General features: G+C 54.4%; 16 protein-coding genes. 8 read left to right on the top strand and 8 right to left on the bottom strand.

The window, feature by feature from the left end; genetic code table 11:
* The first annotated feature begins 25 nt into the window (after positions 1-25).
* The 6 genes from HA51_RS03175 to HA51_RS03200 are packed head-to-tail and all read left to right on the top strand — an operon-like array spanning position 26 to position 5,465.
* Complete coding sequence (locus tag HA51_RS03175; RefSeq protein ID WP_084931822.1) at positions 26-1,396, top strand: MFS transporter; 1,371 nt, start codon at positions 26-28, stop codon at positions 1,394-1,396.
* A gap of 9 nt (positions 1,397-1,405) precedes the next feature.
* Positions 1,406-2,179 (top strand): SDR family NAD(P)-dependent oxidoreductase, encoded by a 774-nt coding sequence (locus tag HA51_RS03180; RefSeq protein ID WP_084931823.1) that lies wholly within the window; start codon positions 1,406-1,408, stop codon positions 2,177-2,179.
* Positions 2,180-2,188: 9 nt separating this feature from the next.
* Positions 2,189-2,935, top strand: coding sequence for an SDR family NAD(P)-dependent oxidoreductase (locus HA51_RS03185; protein ID WP_084931824.1), 747 nt, complete (start codon positions 2,189-2,191; stop codon positions 2,933-2,935).
* 11 nt (positions 2,936-2,946) lie between these two features.
* A complete protein-coding gene (locus HA51_RS03190; protein WP_084931825.1) occupies positions 2,947-3,240 on the top strand; it encodes a hypothetical protein in 294 nt (97 codons plus the stop codon).
* 2 nt (positions 3,241-3,242) lie between these two features.
* Positions 3,243-4,265 carry a CobW family GTP-binding protein gene (locus HA51_RS03195; RefSeq protein ID WP_084931826.1) on the top strand — a complete coding sequence of 341 codons (1,023 nt, stop codon included), beginning with the start codon at positions 3,243-3,245 and terminating at the stop codon, positions 4,263-4,265.
* A 3-nt stretch (positions 4,266-4,268) separates the two neighbouring features.
* Positions 4,269-5,465 carry an ABC transporter substrate-binding protein gene (locus HA51_RS03200; RefSeq protein WP_084931827.1) on the top strand — a complete coding sequence of 399 codons (1,197 nt, stop codon included), beginning with the start codon at positions 4,269-4,271 and terminating at the stop codon, positions 5,463-5,465.
* A 34-nt stretch (positions 5,466-5,499) separates the two neighbouring features.
* Here HA51_RS03200 and HA51_RS03205 read toward each other — a convergent pair whose 3' ends face one another.
* From HA51_RS03205 to HA51_RS03225, 5 genes are all read right to left on the bottom strand, one after another.
* Positions 5,500-6,810 carry an MFS transporter gene (locus HA51_RS03205; protein WP_084932093.1) on the bottom strand — a complete coding sequence of 437 codons (1,311 nt, stop codon included), beginning with the start codon at positions 6,808-6,810 and terminating at the stop codon, positions 5,500-5,502.
* 332 nt (positions 6,811-7,142) lie between these two features.
* A complete protein-coding gene (locus HA51_RS03210; RefSeq protein ID WP_084931828.1) occupies positions 7,143-8,528 on the bottom strand; it encodes a c-type cytochrome in 1,386 nt (461 codons plus the stop codon).
* Positions 8,525-10,180, bottom strand: a complete 1,656-nt coding sequence (locus HA51_RS03215; RefSeq protein ID WP_084931829.1) for a GMC family oxidoreductase — start codon at positions 10,178-10,180, stop codon at positions 8,525-8,527. The genes HA51_RS03210 and HA51_RS03215 overlap by 4 nt, the downstream gene beginning before the upstream one ends.
* Before the next feature lie 29 nt (positions 10,181-10,209).
* On the bottom strand, positions 10,210-10,776 hold the full coding sequence (locus tag HA51_RS03220; RefSeq protein WP_084931830.1) for a sugar dehydrogenase complex small subunit: 567 nt from the start codon (positions 10,774-10,776) through the stop codon (positions 10,210-10,212).
* Between the two features lie 183 nt (positions 10,777-10,959).
* A complete protein-coding gene (locus HA51_RS03225) occupies positions 10,960-11,985 on the bottom strand; it encodes a LacI family DNA-binding transcriptional regulator (protein WP_084931831.1) in 1,026 nt (341 codons plus the stop codon).
* 235 nt (positions 11,986-12,220) lie between these two features.
* Here HA51_RS03225 and iolG point away from each other — a divergent pair, with 235 nt between their 5' ends.
* Positions 12,221-13,222 carry an inositol 2-dehydrogenase gene (gene iolG / locus HA51_RS03230; RefSeq protein ID WP_084931832.1) on the top strand — a complete coding sequence of 334 codons (1,002 nt, stop codon included), beginning with the start codon at positions 12,221-12,223 and terminating at the stop codon, positions 13,220-13,222.
* Positions 13,223-13,317: 95 nt separating this feature from the next.
* On the opposite strand, the gene HA51_RS03235 is transcribed toward iolG, so the two are convergent.
* On the bottom strand, positions 13,318-14,043 hold the full coding sequence (locus HA51_RS03235; protein ID WP_084931833.1) for a pirin family protein: 726 nt from the start codon (positions 14,041-14,043) through the stop codon (positions 13,318-13,320).
* Between the two features lie 123 nt (positions 14,044-14,166).
* On the opposite strand from HA51_RS03235, the gene HA51_RS03240 reads away from it, so the two are divergent.
* On the top strand, positions 14,167-15,048 hold the full coding sequence (locus tag HA51_RS03240; RefSeq protein WP_084931834.1) for a LysR family transcriptional regulator: 882 nt from the start codon (positions 14,167-14,169) through the stop codon (positions 15,046-15,048).
* On the opposite strand, the gene HA51_RS26825 is transcribed toward HA51_RS03240, so the two are convergent.
* Positions 14,970-15,308: a hypothetical protein gene (locus tag HA51_RS26825; RefSeq protein ID WP_139810619.1), complete on the bottom strand. Its 339-nt coding sequence runs from the start codon at positions 15,306-15,308 to the stop codon at positions 14,970-14,972. The genes HA51_RS03240 and HA51_RS26825 overlap by 79 nt on opposite strands.
* Before the next feature lie 27 nt (positions 15,309-15,335).
* Complete coding sequence (locus HA51_RS03245; protein ID WP_084931835.1) at positions 15,336-16,571, bottom strand: MFS transporter; 1,236 nt, start codon at positions 16,569-16,571, stop codon at positions 15,336-15,338.
* Positions 16,572-16,601 lie beyond the last annotated feature (30 nt).

Below are 16,601 nucleotides of genomic sequence, written 5' to 3' on the forward strand. Positions count from 1 at the left end.
TAACCCCTGACAGAGTGATAGCGCTATGAGCATCTTTAAGAAAATCTCCGTAAATGGCTGGCAGCCGCAGCAGTTGACCATAAGGGATGTGAAATTTGCCACCTGGATTGCTTTTTTTGCCTGGGTTTTTGCCGTTTATGATTTCATTCTCTTCGGCACGCTGTTGCCGGAAATCGGTGGGCATTTTGGCTGGAGCGAGGTTGAACAGGCGGAAATCGCCACGTGGGTCGCCGTCGGTGGCGCGGTCATCGCGCTGGCTATTGGTCCCTTGGTCGATCGCCTCGGCCGTCGAATGGGGATCGTTATCACCGTCGGCGGTGCGGCGCTTTGCTCACTGCTGACCGCCATCGGTGGGGCTTGGGGTAAAGGTGCGTTAACCGCCATTCGCTCTGTCGCGGGCTTGGGCTATGCCGAACAAACCGTTAACGCGACCTATTTATCAGAGTTGTATACCGCCATTGATGACCCAAAACTCAACAAACGCAAAGGGTTCGTTTACAGCCTGGTGCAGGGTGGCTGGCCGGTGGGTGCGTTAGTGGCTTCAGCCTTAACGGCCATTTTGATGCCGATTATCGGCTGGCAAGGCAGTTTTATCTTTGCAGCACTGCCTTCACTGGTGATCGCAGTAATGGCACTGAAGCTGAAAGAGACGCCGCAATTCCAGGTGCAGAAAAAAATTCAGCAACTTCGTGCTGAAGGTAATGATAAGGATGCGCGACAAGTCGCTTCGGACTATCAGGTATCTTATGAAGAACAGCAGCGTAGTGGTATGGCTGCGGCCTTCCGTGGTCCATCACTGCGTGCCACGCTGGTTTTGGGTGGTGCAGTCCTGATTAACTGGTTTGCGATTCAGATCTTCAGTGTGCTGGGCACCACCGTTATCACGAAAACGCACGATGTCTCATTTAACAACTCATTACTGATTCTGATTCTCTCTAACCTCGTCGGTTACTGTGGTTATCTGGCACATGGCTGGCTCGGTGACCGTTTCGGACGTCGCAATACCATCGCCGTGGGCTGGATGCTGGGCGGTATAGCCTTCGCCGGGATGCTCTACTGCCCGGATAACTTCGCCACTATCGTCGCACTCTACAGCATCGGCCTGTTCTTCTTGATCGGTCCTTACGCGGCTGCGCTGTTCTTTATCAGTGAAAGTTTCCCAACGGCCATCCGTGCTACCGCAGGTGCGCTGATTGGTGCGATGGGTCCAGTAGGCGCCATCATTGCCGGCGTCGGTACTACCAGCGTGCTGAGCAGTGGCGGGCATTGGCAGGATGCTGCACTGTGGTTTGGGGCAGTGCCTTGCTTCATCTCCGGCATCATTATGCTGTTTGCTCGTGCGGGTGCACACAGCACGACCGTTAACAGTGCTGCCACCACACAGCAACAGGCTTAAGGAGTCGTCATGCAAAGTTCAACTTCTCAACCCGTTGCCGCAATAAGCGGTGCGGCGAGCGGTATCGGTCTGGCGCTGGCGACGTTGTATGCTCAGCGCGGTGTGCGCGTCATTGCTGGCTACTATCCGGCCGACCCACACGACCCCGCCATCGCCGCCGCACAGGTAGAAGCGGCGGGTGGTGATGCCCTGTGGCTACCACTGGATGTTGCCTCAACGCCTTCCGTCGATGACTTCATTAGCAAGGGGATCGAACACTTTGGTCGCCTTGATTATGTCATCGCCAATGCGGGCATTTTGCGACGCGCCCCCATCGAAGAGATGAGCGATGCGCGTTGGGATGACATGTTAAATGTGGATTTAACTGGTGTGATGCGGTGCTTCCGTGCAGCGGCACCTCATCTTGAGGCGGGAGCCAGTTTGGTTGCCGTTTCTTCCATCGCAGGCGGCGTGTACGGCTGGCAGGATCACACCCACTATGCAGCGGCCAAAGCCGCAGTGCCAGGCATCTGCCGATCGCTGGCCGTTGAACTTGCGCCCAAGGGTGTGCGTTGCAATGCCATCATCCCGGGCCTGATTGAAACACCACAATCGCTGGACAAACAGAACTCGCTTGGCCCGGAGGGGTTAGCAAAAGCGGCCAAAGCCATTCCGCTGGCCCGCGTGGGACGTCCAGATGAAATAGCCAAAGTCATTGCGTTTCTGACCAGCGAAGAGAGTAGCTATCTCACTGGGCAAAGCCTGATTGTGGATGGCGGTCTTACCGTCCGCTGGCCAGATTAAGGAGTGAATATGCAATTGCAGGATAAACGTTGTGTTGTCACCGGTGCAGCCAGCGGGATTGGCGCCGCCATTGCACAATGCTTCGCTCAGGAAGGGGCACGGCTGATGCTGGCCGATCGCGACAGTGAAAAACTGGCTGCAATGGTTGCTCGATGCCAGCAATTCGGTGCGGAGTGCCATGGTGTTGTTGCCGATGTTGGCGAAGTCAGTGGTGCCACCGCCGCCGTGGATGCCTGTCTGGCGCGCTTTGACGGCATCGATGTGCTGGTCAATAACGCGGGGATGTTAACGCAGGCGCGCTGTACCGACATCACGCTGGAAATGTGGGAAGAGATGATGGCAGTCGATCTGCGCAGCGTATTTCTTGCCACGCAGCGGGCGTTGCCAGCCATGCTGGCCCAACGTTGGGGGCGCGTCATTAATGTCGCCTCTCAGTTGGGGATTAAAGGGGGTGCAGAGCTGTGCCACTACGCAGCGGCGAAAGCGGGGGTGATTGGCTTTACAAAATCATTGGCGCTCGAAGTCTCGTCACAAAATGTATTGGTCAACGCCATCGCTCCCGGTCCGATTGAAACGCCGTTGATCGACGGAATAAACACAGCATGGAAGAAGGCGAAAGCCGCTGAACTCCCCTTAGGGCGTTTTGGTCGGGCTGAAGAAGTGGCGCCCGTGGCGCTGCTATTAGCCAGTGAACCAGGCGGCAACTTGTTTGTTGGCCAAACGCTTGGCCCCAATTCCGGCGATGTGATGCCGTAACGGAGTGAACCATGTGTGGAGTCTGCGGCCTGCTGGATAACGGGCCGCAGTGGAGCGATCCACTGCGAAAGGATATCCCTCCGCGCCAGCTGCGCCTGCAGCAGCTGGCACTGTTAAATCGGGCCCTCAAACCCTGGCGACTGACATTGAGTGAATTTCATAACAGTTGGCTGCTCGCGAGCCCAACCGGACAGCAAACGTTGGTGAGCTCACTGGATGTGTTATGGAAAGAGGCGGAGAAGATGATTCGCCGCCCAATCGATCCGCTTGACGATAACTGGCTAGCCGCGCTAGCCCAGGAATAGCCATGCATTACGAAGAAAAACTGCCATTGCATGTGCTCAGCGGCTTTCTCGGCAGCGGTAAAACGACGCTGCTGAAAAGCTGGCTTGCACAGCAAAATCTGAATGACATTGCACTGCTGGTGAATGAATTCGGTGAAGTTGGTATCGACCACCATCTGCTCAATGAAGTGGCACCTGACACCGTTCTGTTACCCAGCGGTTGTGTCTGCTGCCAGATACGCGGCGAACTCAAAACCGCCCTGCTCGACCTCTATGAACGCCGGGCACGGGGATTACTGCCTCCGTTCACACAGGTGATTCTGGAAACCACTGGCTTAGCTGACCCGTCTCCTATTCTCTCGACCCTGCTCCACGATCGCCAACTGCAACACCATTTCACGCAAGGCACTCTGGTCACTTTGGTGGATGCAGAACATGCGCGCCAGCAAGCAGACGAACAACCTGAATGGATTGCACAAGTGAGTGCCGCGGATAAACTGCTGCTCAGCAAATGCGATCGCGTGAGCGAACTTGAGAAGTGCGCCCTGCAGCAGTGGTTGCGTAGCATCAATCCCATGGCGGAGCTCACGGATACTCAGCATATACTCGACACACCAAACCATCTGTTTCAGTCAGCGGTTGAGCGCGGCTCCCGCGAACAGCGTTTTCGTTGGTTGGGTGCCTGTGCGGATGACCATTTCGCCTTGAAACCGACCGCTCATTCCCTCTCACATCCGCCAACACAAACCTGCGTGATAACGCTGGAACAGTCGTTAAACTGGCCCGCATTTGCCATCTGGTTATCAATGCTATTACATTGCCATGGCAGCACGGTATTACGTATGAAGGGCATTTTGCGCGTCAGTGATAGCCGTTCGCCCATCGTGATACACGGTGTTCAACACACACTGCATCCACCCATCCATTTGCAGGATTGGCCTGGCGAGCTGGAAAGCTCTAAGCTGGTGTTTATTTTACGCGGTCTGGAAGCTGACCGTTTGCAACAGGCGTTTAGCCGCTATATGCAGGCGTTACAGGAGCCTTAAAGGATGAATTCTGCGGCGATCGTGAATGATCAACTGACGCTGCGCGTGCTCGGCACTTCCGTCACGTTGCTGGAACTGCTGCGCGTGCGCGCGGAGCAGGATTTGGGGATCAAAATTGAGTATCTGCTGCACAGCGTGGAGGATGCACAGCGCATTGCCGTGATGCATCCGGAGAGTTATGACCTGTATGACCAGTGGTTTCATAATATTGATTTCGTTTGGCCAGCACGCGCCATTCAGCCACTGGAAATCAAAAGGCTCAAGTATTGGGATGAAGTGAATACCCTGGCAAAACAGGGCACCTTGAGCCCAGATGGTGTGCTTGCCGATGGCAGTGTCCCCTCTCAACGGTTATACGTGCAGCGTGATCTTTCACTCAGCCGCCAACCTAGCGACCGCATCAGCATGTTGCCACTGACCCATAACGTTGACAGTTTCGCCTATCACGTGGACCGACTTCCCGCCACACTGCGCGGTCAAGAGGAAAGTTGGGGTTGGTTATTCCATGAAGCACTGACCGGGCAGGTTGCCTTGCAGGAAGATGCGGCAATGGGGGGGCTGGACGCCGCACTTGCGATGCAAGGCGCGGGTCTGGCTCGCTTTACCAATGCGGGCAATTTAACCCTGGAAGAGATTGATGTGCTGACGCAAGCGCTGTCGCGCCTCAATCGCCAAGGCCATTTTGCCGCTTTCTGGGCTACGCAGGAACAGGCGGGAGGGTTGATCGACAATCGCCAGGTCGAAGTGCAGAGCCTGTGGGCACCGATTTACTTCCGCCATCATTTCCACCAGCGCGGATATAAAATGGCGCACCCGCGAGAAGGCTATCGAGCGTGGTACGGCGGCATGTCTCTTTCCCGCTGCGCGACCGGTAAAATTAAAGATGCAGCCTATGACTATCTCAACTGGTGGCAATCGGGCTGGCCGGGAGCGGTGATGGCGCGACAGGGCTATTACATCTCTAATCAGGAACGCAGCCGAAGCCACCTTTCAGCCGCAGAGTGGGATTTTTGGTATGGCGGCAAACCCGCCGCCGAAGTGCTGTTTGATGCCCACGGCGCACCGCTGATTCCGGCTGGTGAAGTGCGGGACGGCGGCAGTTATGAACAGCGTATGAGTCATATTGCTGTCTGGAACTCGGTCATGGATGAACATAACTACCTGACGCGTCGCTGGCAGGATGCCCTTCTGCGCAAGTAAACCCCTTTAGCGCTGCCGGTGGCAGCGCTAAAGTTTACTTCACACTCATCAGCCGTTTATCCGCATCCACTTCACCCGGCGCCGAAGGATTGATATCGCAATTGCGTGGCAGTAACAGGGTAATGATGCCGGCAATCACCAGTGAACCTGCAAGCCAACAAATCGCCACACTTTGACCATACAACATCGTCATGATACCCACCAGATAAGGTCCACAGAACCCCCCCAAGTTGCCCAGCCCATTGATCACCCCGCGCGCACTCCCTGCCACTTCAGGTGCAGCAATACGGCCCGGAATCGACCAAAAGGGGCTGGTCGCCGCTTTCAGGAAGAAACCACAGACCACCAGCGCAATGTAACTCGCCACGATATTGCTATGCAGCACGACCGAAGCCAGCAGCGCGGCGGCAAAGCAGAACAGGGAAAGCATCACCCATAAACGGCGTTTACCTGTGCGATCGCTGAGCCAGGAGATGGCATAGATCCCCAAAATGGTCGCCACAAACGGAATCGCTGCCAGTAAGCCCACTCCCGCCATATTACTGCCGGTGAGGTTTTTCAAAATGCTGGGCAACCACAGGGTGTAGCCGTAATCACCGGTTTGATAGAAGAAATTAAGTGCCACTAACTTCATCAGTCCCGAGTTAGCAAAGACCGCTTTCAAGGGCGCTTTGCTGATCGGCGCCGCGCTGCGATGCGCAGCACGCTCACGCGCTAATTCTCGTAACAAATACTCTTTTTCACTTGCCGGTAACCAACGCGCCTCTTCAGGACGATCGGCAATCACCAGCCACCACACCAACAGCACCACCGCTGAGAGCAAACCTTCAATAATAAACAGCCAACGCCAATCAAGAACATTAATGATGTAGCCGGAGATCGGCGCAGTAAACATGCCACCCAGTGGGGCAAACATCATGACAAAAGCATTGGCGCGTCCCAGCTCCTTTTCCGGGAACCAGTTGCTGACCATGGTTAACACCACCGGCAGCATACCGCCTTCAGAGATACCGAGTACAAACCGCAGTGCCAGCAGTTGATAGTGATTCGTGACAAAACCGGTGGCGATAGAGACCACCATCCACGCCACCAGCGACCAGGCGATAAAGCGTTTACCACTGCCATTCACCGCGATACGCCCGCCCGGCACCTGTAAGAACAGGTAACCGATAAAGAAGATTCCGCTGACCATACCGGCCATCTGGCTGGTGATCGCCAGGTCCTGATCCATGCCACCAGGCAGCGCAAAGCTGATGTTCACGCGATCCATAAACGAGATAATGCAGGTGATTAAAATCGGGGCAATAACGCGATACCAACGTGTTCCGGGGATTTTCTCGTGCATAACGCCCTCTCTACTTTGCGCAACCATGCGTAAGCTCAATGGCTTCTATTAAAGAGAGTTTGGTAATAATTATTGCGATCCTAATCACTGGGATGAATGTTAAGAAACTGTGTTACTTACGGCGTGATCTTAAGGGCACAATTATCGGGGATAGTGGCGTTTTAGCGGAGCCGTTAAATTTCGTAGGCAGAGAATTGATTAATAATGGTGGATAAAACAGCGGATGTAACTTGAACCTGTAACATGCCAGGCAGTAAAGGTCGCCATCAATGACGACCCTTGAAGGTTTAATGCAGTTTTTAGGTGCGCATTCATGCGCACCTGGTATCAACCTACACCCGTTGACGACGCATCACACGCCACACGGCAATACCCGCCAGTAACACAATGATTGCCCCAATGATGCCCGGCAGCATCAGCGGTTGCAGGCGAGCCAATAGCGGTGGATGACCGCCCTTTCTTACCCACGCCACATCCCCCGCGGTGACCGTCACATCACTATTACCGTAATGCGCCAGAACAAAGTTGCTGATATCCGCGACCTGTTGATCATTCAGTTTGTCTACATAGGACGGCGAACTGAAGCCCGGCATCAAGACCTGGTGGTCCGCGGTGTCGCGCTGTACGCCGAACAAAATGGCAGAGATCAGGTTATTCGGATTATGTAGCCCGGTCGCCGTATTGTGGAACAGCGAAGGATAAGCCTGATTGCTACTGCCCGCGCCATCCGGCTGGTGACAGCTGGCGCAATTGCCGCTAAATAACGCAGCACCGTTATCCAGTGAATGATTGGCGTTGTTGGGATTACGCCCACGGATGCTATTTTCCACATCATAGGGCGCGCCGTAACTGAACGCTGGGATCGAATCACCTTGATCGCGAATCGGTGCAGTGCCTTTCAGATAAGTGGCAATCGCTTGCAAATCACTGTCTGGCAGGTATTGCAGGCTGTGCTCAACGGCTTCGGCCATCCCGCCTGCTGCTTGGTTTTTACCCGGAGCTTGACCGGTTTTCAAATACTGTACCAGTTCGTCATCGCTCCAGCCGCCAATGCCACTGATCGCATCCGAGGTGATATTGGGCGCATACCAACTGCCGAGTGGCCCGCCCGCTAAAGGCCGTTCCTGCTGTTCCTGCATCATAAAGCCGCGTGGGGTATGACAGGTATTGCAGTGCGCCAGACCATTGACCAGATAGTTACCGCGATTCCATTCGGCGCTTTTACTGCCGTCGTTCTGCCACATTTTGTCATTGGCAAACATCATGTTCCAGAAGCGCATGCTAAAGCGCAGATTGAACGGGAATGGCAGATCCGTCTGTGGGTTAGGCTGCGCCTGGGCTTTCACCCCATGCATCATGTAGTAATAGAGTGCGTGCAGGTCGGCATCGGTCATCATACTGTACGAGGTGTATGGCATCGCGGGATAGAGTTGCGCCCCATCGGCGCGCACGCCGTGACGTACCGCCTCTGAGAACTGCGCCTCGCTGTAGTTGCCAATACCACTGCTGTCCGGGGTGATGTTGGTGGCGTAGATGGTGCCCATCGGCGAAGCAATACCATAGCCGCCACTGTAGGCGCTTTTACTGCCCGGCGCGGTATGGCATGCCTGACAGTCAGCGGCGATCGCTACCTGTTCTCCCTGGTGCAGCAGGTTTGTATCCAATGTTTCAGCCTGTGCGCCAAAAGCAATCAGCGTTGCTAGCAGGATCGTTCTCATGCGAACTCCTTCATGCGCAAGCTGATGTCATGTGCCGCTTTCAGGCCCAGCGCTGCCATGGTTAAGGTACTGTTTACCACGCTGGCAGAAGGGATCGCGCCACCGCCCGGCAACCACAGGTTTTCGTGATCAAAAGCACGGCAGTTACCATCCACCACCGCATCTTTGCCGCTTTTGCCCATGATCACGCCACCCATAATGTGGTTGTTGGCGTTGAGGCCTTTACTGATGGCAAACTCTTTGCCATTGAACAGCTTGCCGATTTTTTCCAGCTGTCCATGCGACTCTTCCGCACCCTTGCGCACGTAATCGCCCACATCGTAGTAAATGTCTGGGCACGCCAAACCGTGTGGATCTTTACGAGTTTTACTCAGGGTTAAGCGGTTTTCTGGATCGGGCAGTGGCTCAAGACTGATTGAGATATCCACGCTGTGGACCGAACGATAGCGGATTTCCTCATCCAGCGCTTTACCCACCAGCCCCTTCTTCAGCGCCTGCTGCGTTGCGGCCACAACACGAGAAATGTTATTCAAAATCATTTTGTTGGCTGAATAGTCGCGGCGGAACTCACCATCGCGATAGCCGACCATACAGCTGCTCTGTGCTGGTCCACGCCCCAGCCATACCGGTTCTTCGGTGAGGAACGAGCAGTGGAAACCGGAGTGGTCCATCATGTTGCGTCCGACCATATCGGAGCCATTAGCGATGCCGTTCGGGTTGCCGCCGTTAGCCGCTAACAGCAGCAGACGGGGGGTTTCAATACCGTTGCAAGCCAGCGCAAAGGCTTTGCCGCTGGCCTTATGCGAGGCACCAGAAGCATCTTTCCAGTGCACAGCGGTGATGCGGTTATTGCTGTCGGTATCGATTTTATAAACCACGGCCTCAGCCAGCACCACTGCACCATTGCGTTCTGCACGTTCAATGTGGTGGATGCCGTTGTACATCGCACCAATCGGGCAGATGGGTTGGCAGTTGTTGTTGCCACAGCAGGTCGGGCGCCCTTCCCACGGACGGGTGCTGCGTCCCTGCGGAATCGGGACCAGGTTATAACCGTGTGGATTCACCACGCTGGCGAAGTAGTTATCACCATGCGCAAAAGGCACCATATCCATCGGATAAGGTTGGCTGCGCTCCGATGGCGACTGCATGCTGGCATCATTAGGACCGGCTACGCCAATCTCGTTTTCCGCACGACAATACCAAGGCTCTAGTTCGTCATAACTGATGGGCCAGTCGCGACCCACGCCATATTTAGACTGCATCACGAAATCACTAGGATGATGACGCCAGCACGATGCAGCCCAGTGCCAGGTGGTGCCGCCAACCGTGCGCAAATATCCTTGCTGGAAACTGGACGCATTAGGACCGGTCACATTGACGTAGTTATTCGGCGGGAAGTAGAGCGGCGCGGGGGCGAATTTCGACTGCGGATACAGTCCTTGGAAATCTGACCCTGCACGATTGGCGAACGGCATATTGCGCCAGTTTTCGACCGCTTGCGCGCGGTCAATACGTAAACCTGCTTCCAGTACCAGTACCGAGTAGCCTTGGCTGACAAGCTCATTCGCCATCAAACCACCGACCACACCTGAGCCCACAATCACAATGTCTGCGGAGGCATCACCCTGCGCAGTAAAAATTGGTTTTTTCATGTTTTTTCGTCGTTTTTGTTTTTAGGAAATTAAAGCTGTTCGATATGACCGTCGTGCTCATCCGGCACGGGCGCTGTCCACCAGATGGGGCCGTTTCCGCAGTAGGTCGGTACCACCAAACCGTCGCTGACCGTCTGGTACATCAACGCCTGTTTGTAAGCCACCAGCGTGCCGTGATAGTCATCCCCTACCGTCCCGGTGTACCAGGCGGTAACGATTTGGTAGAGGAAATCGTGCAGGCCTGCGGCGCTGGCTTTTGCCAGAAAATCTTGTGCATTGATTTGTGCTGTTATCAGCGCAGCGAGTTGTGCCAGACGCGGAACGAATTGCACGTCGCGCTGCGCCAAAACCTCGTAAAAACGCGCCGCTAAAGCCACATCCAGATGTTTATGTTCCGTAATCGCCTGAGAAACCGCGACGAACTGTTTCACCGCGTCACTGGCACGGACAACGCTGGCAGCCAGCGCTCGCCCCGGCAGAGCTGCGACCACGCCAGTGACGGTCAATCCTAGAGTCGCAAGCAAGAATTCCCTGCGGGTGGAACCGGTTCCATTTTTGATTGCAGAAACGGTTTCGGGTGCAAAATGTCGTTTCATGGGGTTACCTGATGCTGAGAAAAGAGGAGAAAGCCAAACGGCGTTATCCTAACGACTAAGTTGCAAAACTGTTATCAGGATTTGAACGAAATCCCATTAAACAGTGTGGAAATAGCTCTAAATGATAATTTAGGTCAAAAATTGTTGAGTCTGCGATAGTTTCTGACGGGCACGGGATGATGTTCAGGAAAAATACGAATAGCGATGATAAATCAGCAACGGCGTTTTGACGTCATTCACCGAACGTGCGCTGTGTGGTTGGTTGAAAATCGTCAAACACTGTTCGATCTCACGCCGCATATCGTGCCCCAGCACCATATCCATCACGCCGCGCTCCAGCAGCACACGGCTGGATTCACTCAATTCGTGACCGGTAAAGATCACCTGATCCTGCACACCACACTCTTCTAGCGCTTTGGCCACGCCCTCGTTGCCGCCGGCGGTGTTATAAATTCCTGCCAGCGGTTTGCCTTCATCAAGCCAGTTTTTTACGCTATGCCAAGCTGTCTCTGCCTCGTCGTTGATATTGACGCGATCACGAATCGTCAGCCACGGAAAGGCCTCACGTAATACCCGGCGGAAACCAACTTCACGCTCCTCTTGCGTGCGGTAGGTTGAACTACAAATCAGTAAAATGTTACCGGGTTGCTGCTGAGGTAACATGCGTCCCATAAACCAACCTGCGGTGGCACCCGAGGCGATTTGATCCACGCCAACATAGGCAGTGCGGCGTGAATTGGGGAGATCGCTGGTGAGACAAATCACCTGCACGCCATTATCAATAGCGGTCTTTACTGCTCGGTTAATTTTTACATCATCACGACAGACCAGAATGATGCCGCTCGCTTCACCCGCGCGGCGTTCAATCAACTGGCTAAACCGGTCAGCATTAAATTGGGCGCTGGGTAAGGTATCCAGGCTGATGTGCAGGTGTGGACGTTCAGCCATCACCGCTCGCGCCTGACGTTCTAAATGACCGAGAAAGCTAGTGCCGGATTCGCACAAAATCGCCACACGCTGTAATTCTGTGCTGTGGTTTTCACCCTCGCTGTGCATTCCCAGCCGCGCCATGGCCGTTTCCACTTTTTTACGCGTCACCTCGCGTACGCCTTCACGCCCATTAAGTACGCGGTCCACCGTGGCCGGACTGACGCCCGCTTCCTGCGCGATATCCTTAATTGATGGCAATTTCCAGTTGTGTAACGTCATGACCCTTCCTGATGTCTTCCACCTCGTTTTGACCACGATATCTCGATAAGTTTATAAAAATCAAATTGATATAACGCTATGTTTTTACGTAATTAGTTTTTATTTGATGTATTAAACCTCAAATTTTCATGTGATCAGCCTCATCTTTTCAGCATCATTTTTGGGCTTTGTTTTGACTTAAAACGCGCAAAATCGATTAATAGCGCCATCACCTGTCGCCCTCAAAGGAAATAAAATGCTAAATGTTGCTCTCTTAGGTGCTGGCCGCATTGGACAGATTCACGCCGGGAATATCGCCGCGCATCCGCAGTGCCGTCTGGCCTACGTGATGGATGTCTACGCACCTGCCGCCAACGCGCTGGCTGAGAAATACGGTGCTAAAGTGGCCGATCTCGACACTATTCTGGCGGACAGCGCCATTGACCTGGTCGCAATTTGCAGCGCCACTAATACTCACGCAGATTTGATCGAAGCCGCCGCCCGCGCCAAAAAAGCCATTTTCTGCGAGAAACCGGTGGATTTAAGCCTGGAGCGCGTACAGAAGTGCCTGGCCACAGTGCGCGATGCAGGTGTTCCGCTGATGATTGGGTTTAACCGTCGCTTCGACCCAAGCATGGCGCATTTGCAGGCGTGTCTGCGTGATGGCGAAATTGGTGAAACCGAATTAGTGACTATCAGCTCTCGCGATCCGGGCGCCCCACCACCTGAGTACGTCAAAGTCTCTGGTGGCCTGTTCCGCGATATGACCATCCATGACTTTGATATGGCGCGCTGGTTGCTGAATGAGGAACCGATTTCAGTGTTCGCCAGTGCCGCGGCGCTGGTTGATCCGCAGATCAAAGCGCTGGGCGATGTTGATACCGCCGTGGTCACCCTGACCTGTGCCAGCGGCAAGATGGCGGTGATCACTAACAGCCGTCGCGCCAGTTACGGTTACGATCAACGTATTGAAGTTCACGGTAGCGAGGGGATGCTACAGGTAACAAACCAGCTGGAGTCACAGTTGGTGAAATCAGTGGCGAATGGCGTAGTCGCACAGAAGCCGCAGCATTTCTTCCTGCAGCGTTATGCCGATGCTTATCGCAACGAATTGGCGACCTTTATTGAGGCACTGGCAAAAGGTGAAGGGCATTACCCAAGCGGTAACGATGGATTGCAGGCGTTGTTGCTGGCAGATGCCGCGCTGGCATCGTTGCAGAGCGGTAAACCGGTGGCACCGCAGTCGTTACTGTCCTAATGATCTGCACATTCCGTAGCGGCACGATTTATCGTGCGATTGGAGAAATCGTGCATTACATTGCACCGCTACGGTTCGTGCTTCTGCTCTAAGCTTTAACGCTGTGGATGGTTCACTTCAAGCGGACGCAGGTCGAACAGCAGTACTTCGGCGTTATCACCGTTAGTGAAATGCAGCGCGGTTTCATTGCGCACACGTGCACCGTCACCTTCTTTGAAATTCACGCCGTTAACTTCGATGTTGCCACGTGCCACATGAATGTAAGCGTAACGATCAGTACTCAGCTCAAAAGTCTGCTGCTCAGCACCATCAAAGAAGCCAGCATAAATACGGATATCCTGACGCACGCTCAAGCTGCCTTTCTCGCCTTCTGGTGAGATGATTAAACGCAGCTGGCCGCGTTTTTCACTTTCAGCGACTGAAATCTGCTGATAACCCGGCTGGGTGTTGCGCTCACCAGGCACAATCCAAATCTGTAGGAAATGCACGTTATCGCTTTTCGAGTGGTTAAACTCGCTATGCGTCACACCGCTACCCGCACTCATTAACTGCACATCACCTGGGACAATAACAGAACCTGTGCCCATGGAATCTTTATGCTCCAGTGCACCGTCTAGCACATAGGAGATGATTTCCATGTTGTTATGCGGATGTGCACCAAAACCACGCCCCGCCGCGACACGGTCGTCGTTAATCACCAGCAGGTCGGAAAAACCAGCCTGTTTTGGGTCCCAGTAGTTAGCAAAAGAAAACGTGTGGTGCGAGTTCAGCCAACCGTGGTCACCCACTCCGCGTTGTTCTGCCAGGCGTTGTTCAATCATGGTTTGTTCCTCTAATGTGCGAGGGTCAGGCATTTGCCCTTCCGAATGAGGATAAGTATACGTAAACTGATTTGCCCAACAATGTGCTAGCCTGACAATGACTGTCACCAATTAGTGGACAATATGCAGATAGAAGATCTTCGTATTTATGTCGCCGTGATCAAAGCCGGTAATTTTACCGCCGCTGCCGAGCAGTTAATGCTGTCAAAGCAGTACGTGAGTCGTCGCATTGCGTCGCTGGAAGAGTCACTCGGCGCGCGCTTGCTGAATCGTAATACGCGTAAATTATCGGTGACAGATAACGGCCAGATTTTTGCCCAACATGCGCAGCGCATTCTGGATGATGTGCAGGAAGCCGAACTGGCCGTATCCGGGCGACGTCAGGTACTACAGGGCAGCTTTCGACTCAGCGTGCCGATGTCATTTGGTATCAGCCATTTATCACCCTTCATCGCCGAATTTCTCAGCCAGCATCCGGGGTTGCAGTTCCAGGTTGAACTGGCCGACCGCTATGTCGATATGGTTGGTGAGGGCTTCGATATGGCGATCCGTATTGGTACCCTGCCCGACTCCAGCCTGATAGCTAAACGTCTCGGGGTATTTCGCCGCGTGATTTGTGGCAGTCCGTCGTATATCCAAGGCGCGGGCGCACCACGTGAGCCAGAGGATCTGCTGCAACACGCCTGCCTGCGTTACGGACGCGAAAGCCAGACTGGCTGGGAATTGTTTAACGGCGATCAGCGCAAAGTGATGGCGGTTCAAGGCCCAATGGTCAGCAATAATGGCGAGATGTTGCGTGATGCGGCCGTCGCCGGTTTGGGATTGATTCTGCTGCCGGAATTTATCGTCGCACCGGCGTTAGCCAGCGGTGAGTTAATGACCGTGCTCGACGAATGGCGACCTTCGTCACTCAACCTCAATGCGCTCTATCCGCAACATCGGCAGCGCAGCGAAGTGAACCGGGTGTTTATGGCGTTTTTGCAGGAGAAGTTGGCGAGGGAATGAAACCAGGTCGCCATAAATGGCGACCCTACAGAGGTAAGGTACTCAGCACTGGCACTGGCACCTAAATCGTCACCAACACCAACATCGGCATCGGCATCGGCATCGGCATCGGCATCGGCATCGGCATCGGCATCGGCATCGGCATCAACATCGTCATCGACATCGACATCGACATCATCACCGACATTATCACCGACATTATCACCGACATTATCACCGACATTATCATCAGTATTGACATTACACCGTAGGGTGCGCATTTATGCGCACCTGGAATCATCAGAAGATTAGAGGCCGCCCTCGTGGGCAAAGGTAATCGATTTTCTGCGTGCATCGCGCACCGCTATGCCGTGAATCAGCAGGCCCAATACCGCCAGGATTGCGCCAACCCAACCGGTGGATTGCCAGCCGAGGCCCGCAGAGATGGTCACACCACCAAGCCATGCACCCAGCGCGTTCGCCAGGTTAAACGCCGAGTGATTCAACGCGGCGGCCATGGTTTGCGCATCACCTGCGACATCCATTAAACGGATCTGCAGCACGCTCGCCAACGCCACCATGGTGCCGACCAACATCACGTTAAGCGATCCAGCAAACGCGTAGTGCGCTGTGAAGACAAAGGCGCTCAATACCAGCACCGACCAAATCAGCACCAGCCGGATGGTTTTCTCAAGGCCGCGATCGGCCAGACGCCCGCCAACCACATTGCCGATGATCATACCAAGACCAAATAGCGCTAACACCGCGGGGATCCAGCTCACCGGCATTTGCGCCAGCTCGGTCAGGGTCGGTTTTACATAGCTGAACACCGAGAACAGGCCACCACTGCCGATAGCCCCAATCGCCAGTGTCAACAACACCTGCTTACGCGTCAGGGCCGAGAGTTCACGCAGAGGGCTAGCATTTTTGTCACCCGCGACATTGGGCACCCACAGTCCAACCAGCACCATCGTCAACAGCGCCAGCACACCCACAATCGCAAAGGCTTCACGCCAGCCAAAGATCTGACCAATCGCTGTTACCGCTGGCACGCCCAGCAGGTTGGCAATCGTTAGCCCGAACAGCACCATCGAAACCGCCTGGGCACGCCTCTTACGCTCAACCAGACCCGCCGCTACCAAGGCTGCTACCCCGAAGAAAGTGCCGTGCGGGAAGCCAGCGAGGAAACGCGCCAACAGCATCGAGTAATAGCCCGGCGCAATTGAACTCAATAAGTTGCCTGCTGCGAACAGGCCCATCAAGGTCATCAGGAAATTGCGGCGTGAGGCGCGAGCGCCGAGAATGGCCAGCAACGGCGCACCAATCACCACGCCAAGCGCGTAAATACTGATCAGATGGCCCGCAGAGGGAATGGAAACGTTGAGACCTTTGGCCGCATCGGGCAGCAAGCCCATAATAACGAACTCGCCAGTACCAATGGCAAAGCCACCAGTACCTAGCGCAAACAGCGCTTTCAACACATTACCACGCGGCAGCGATGCCTCGTCCGGCAGCTGATTAAGTTGGGGTTGAACAGATGACATGTTATTCCAGAAACGCAGGTGAAAAGTTCA

Origin of the sequence: Pantoea rwandensis (genome assembly GCF_002095475.1) — a bacterium.
In the GTDB taxonomy this organism is placed as follows: Bacteria; Pseudomonadota; Gammaproteobacteria; order Enterobacterales; family Enterobacteriaceae; genus Pantoea; species Pantoea rwandensis.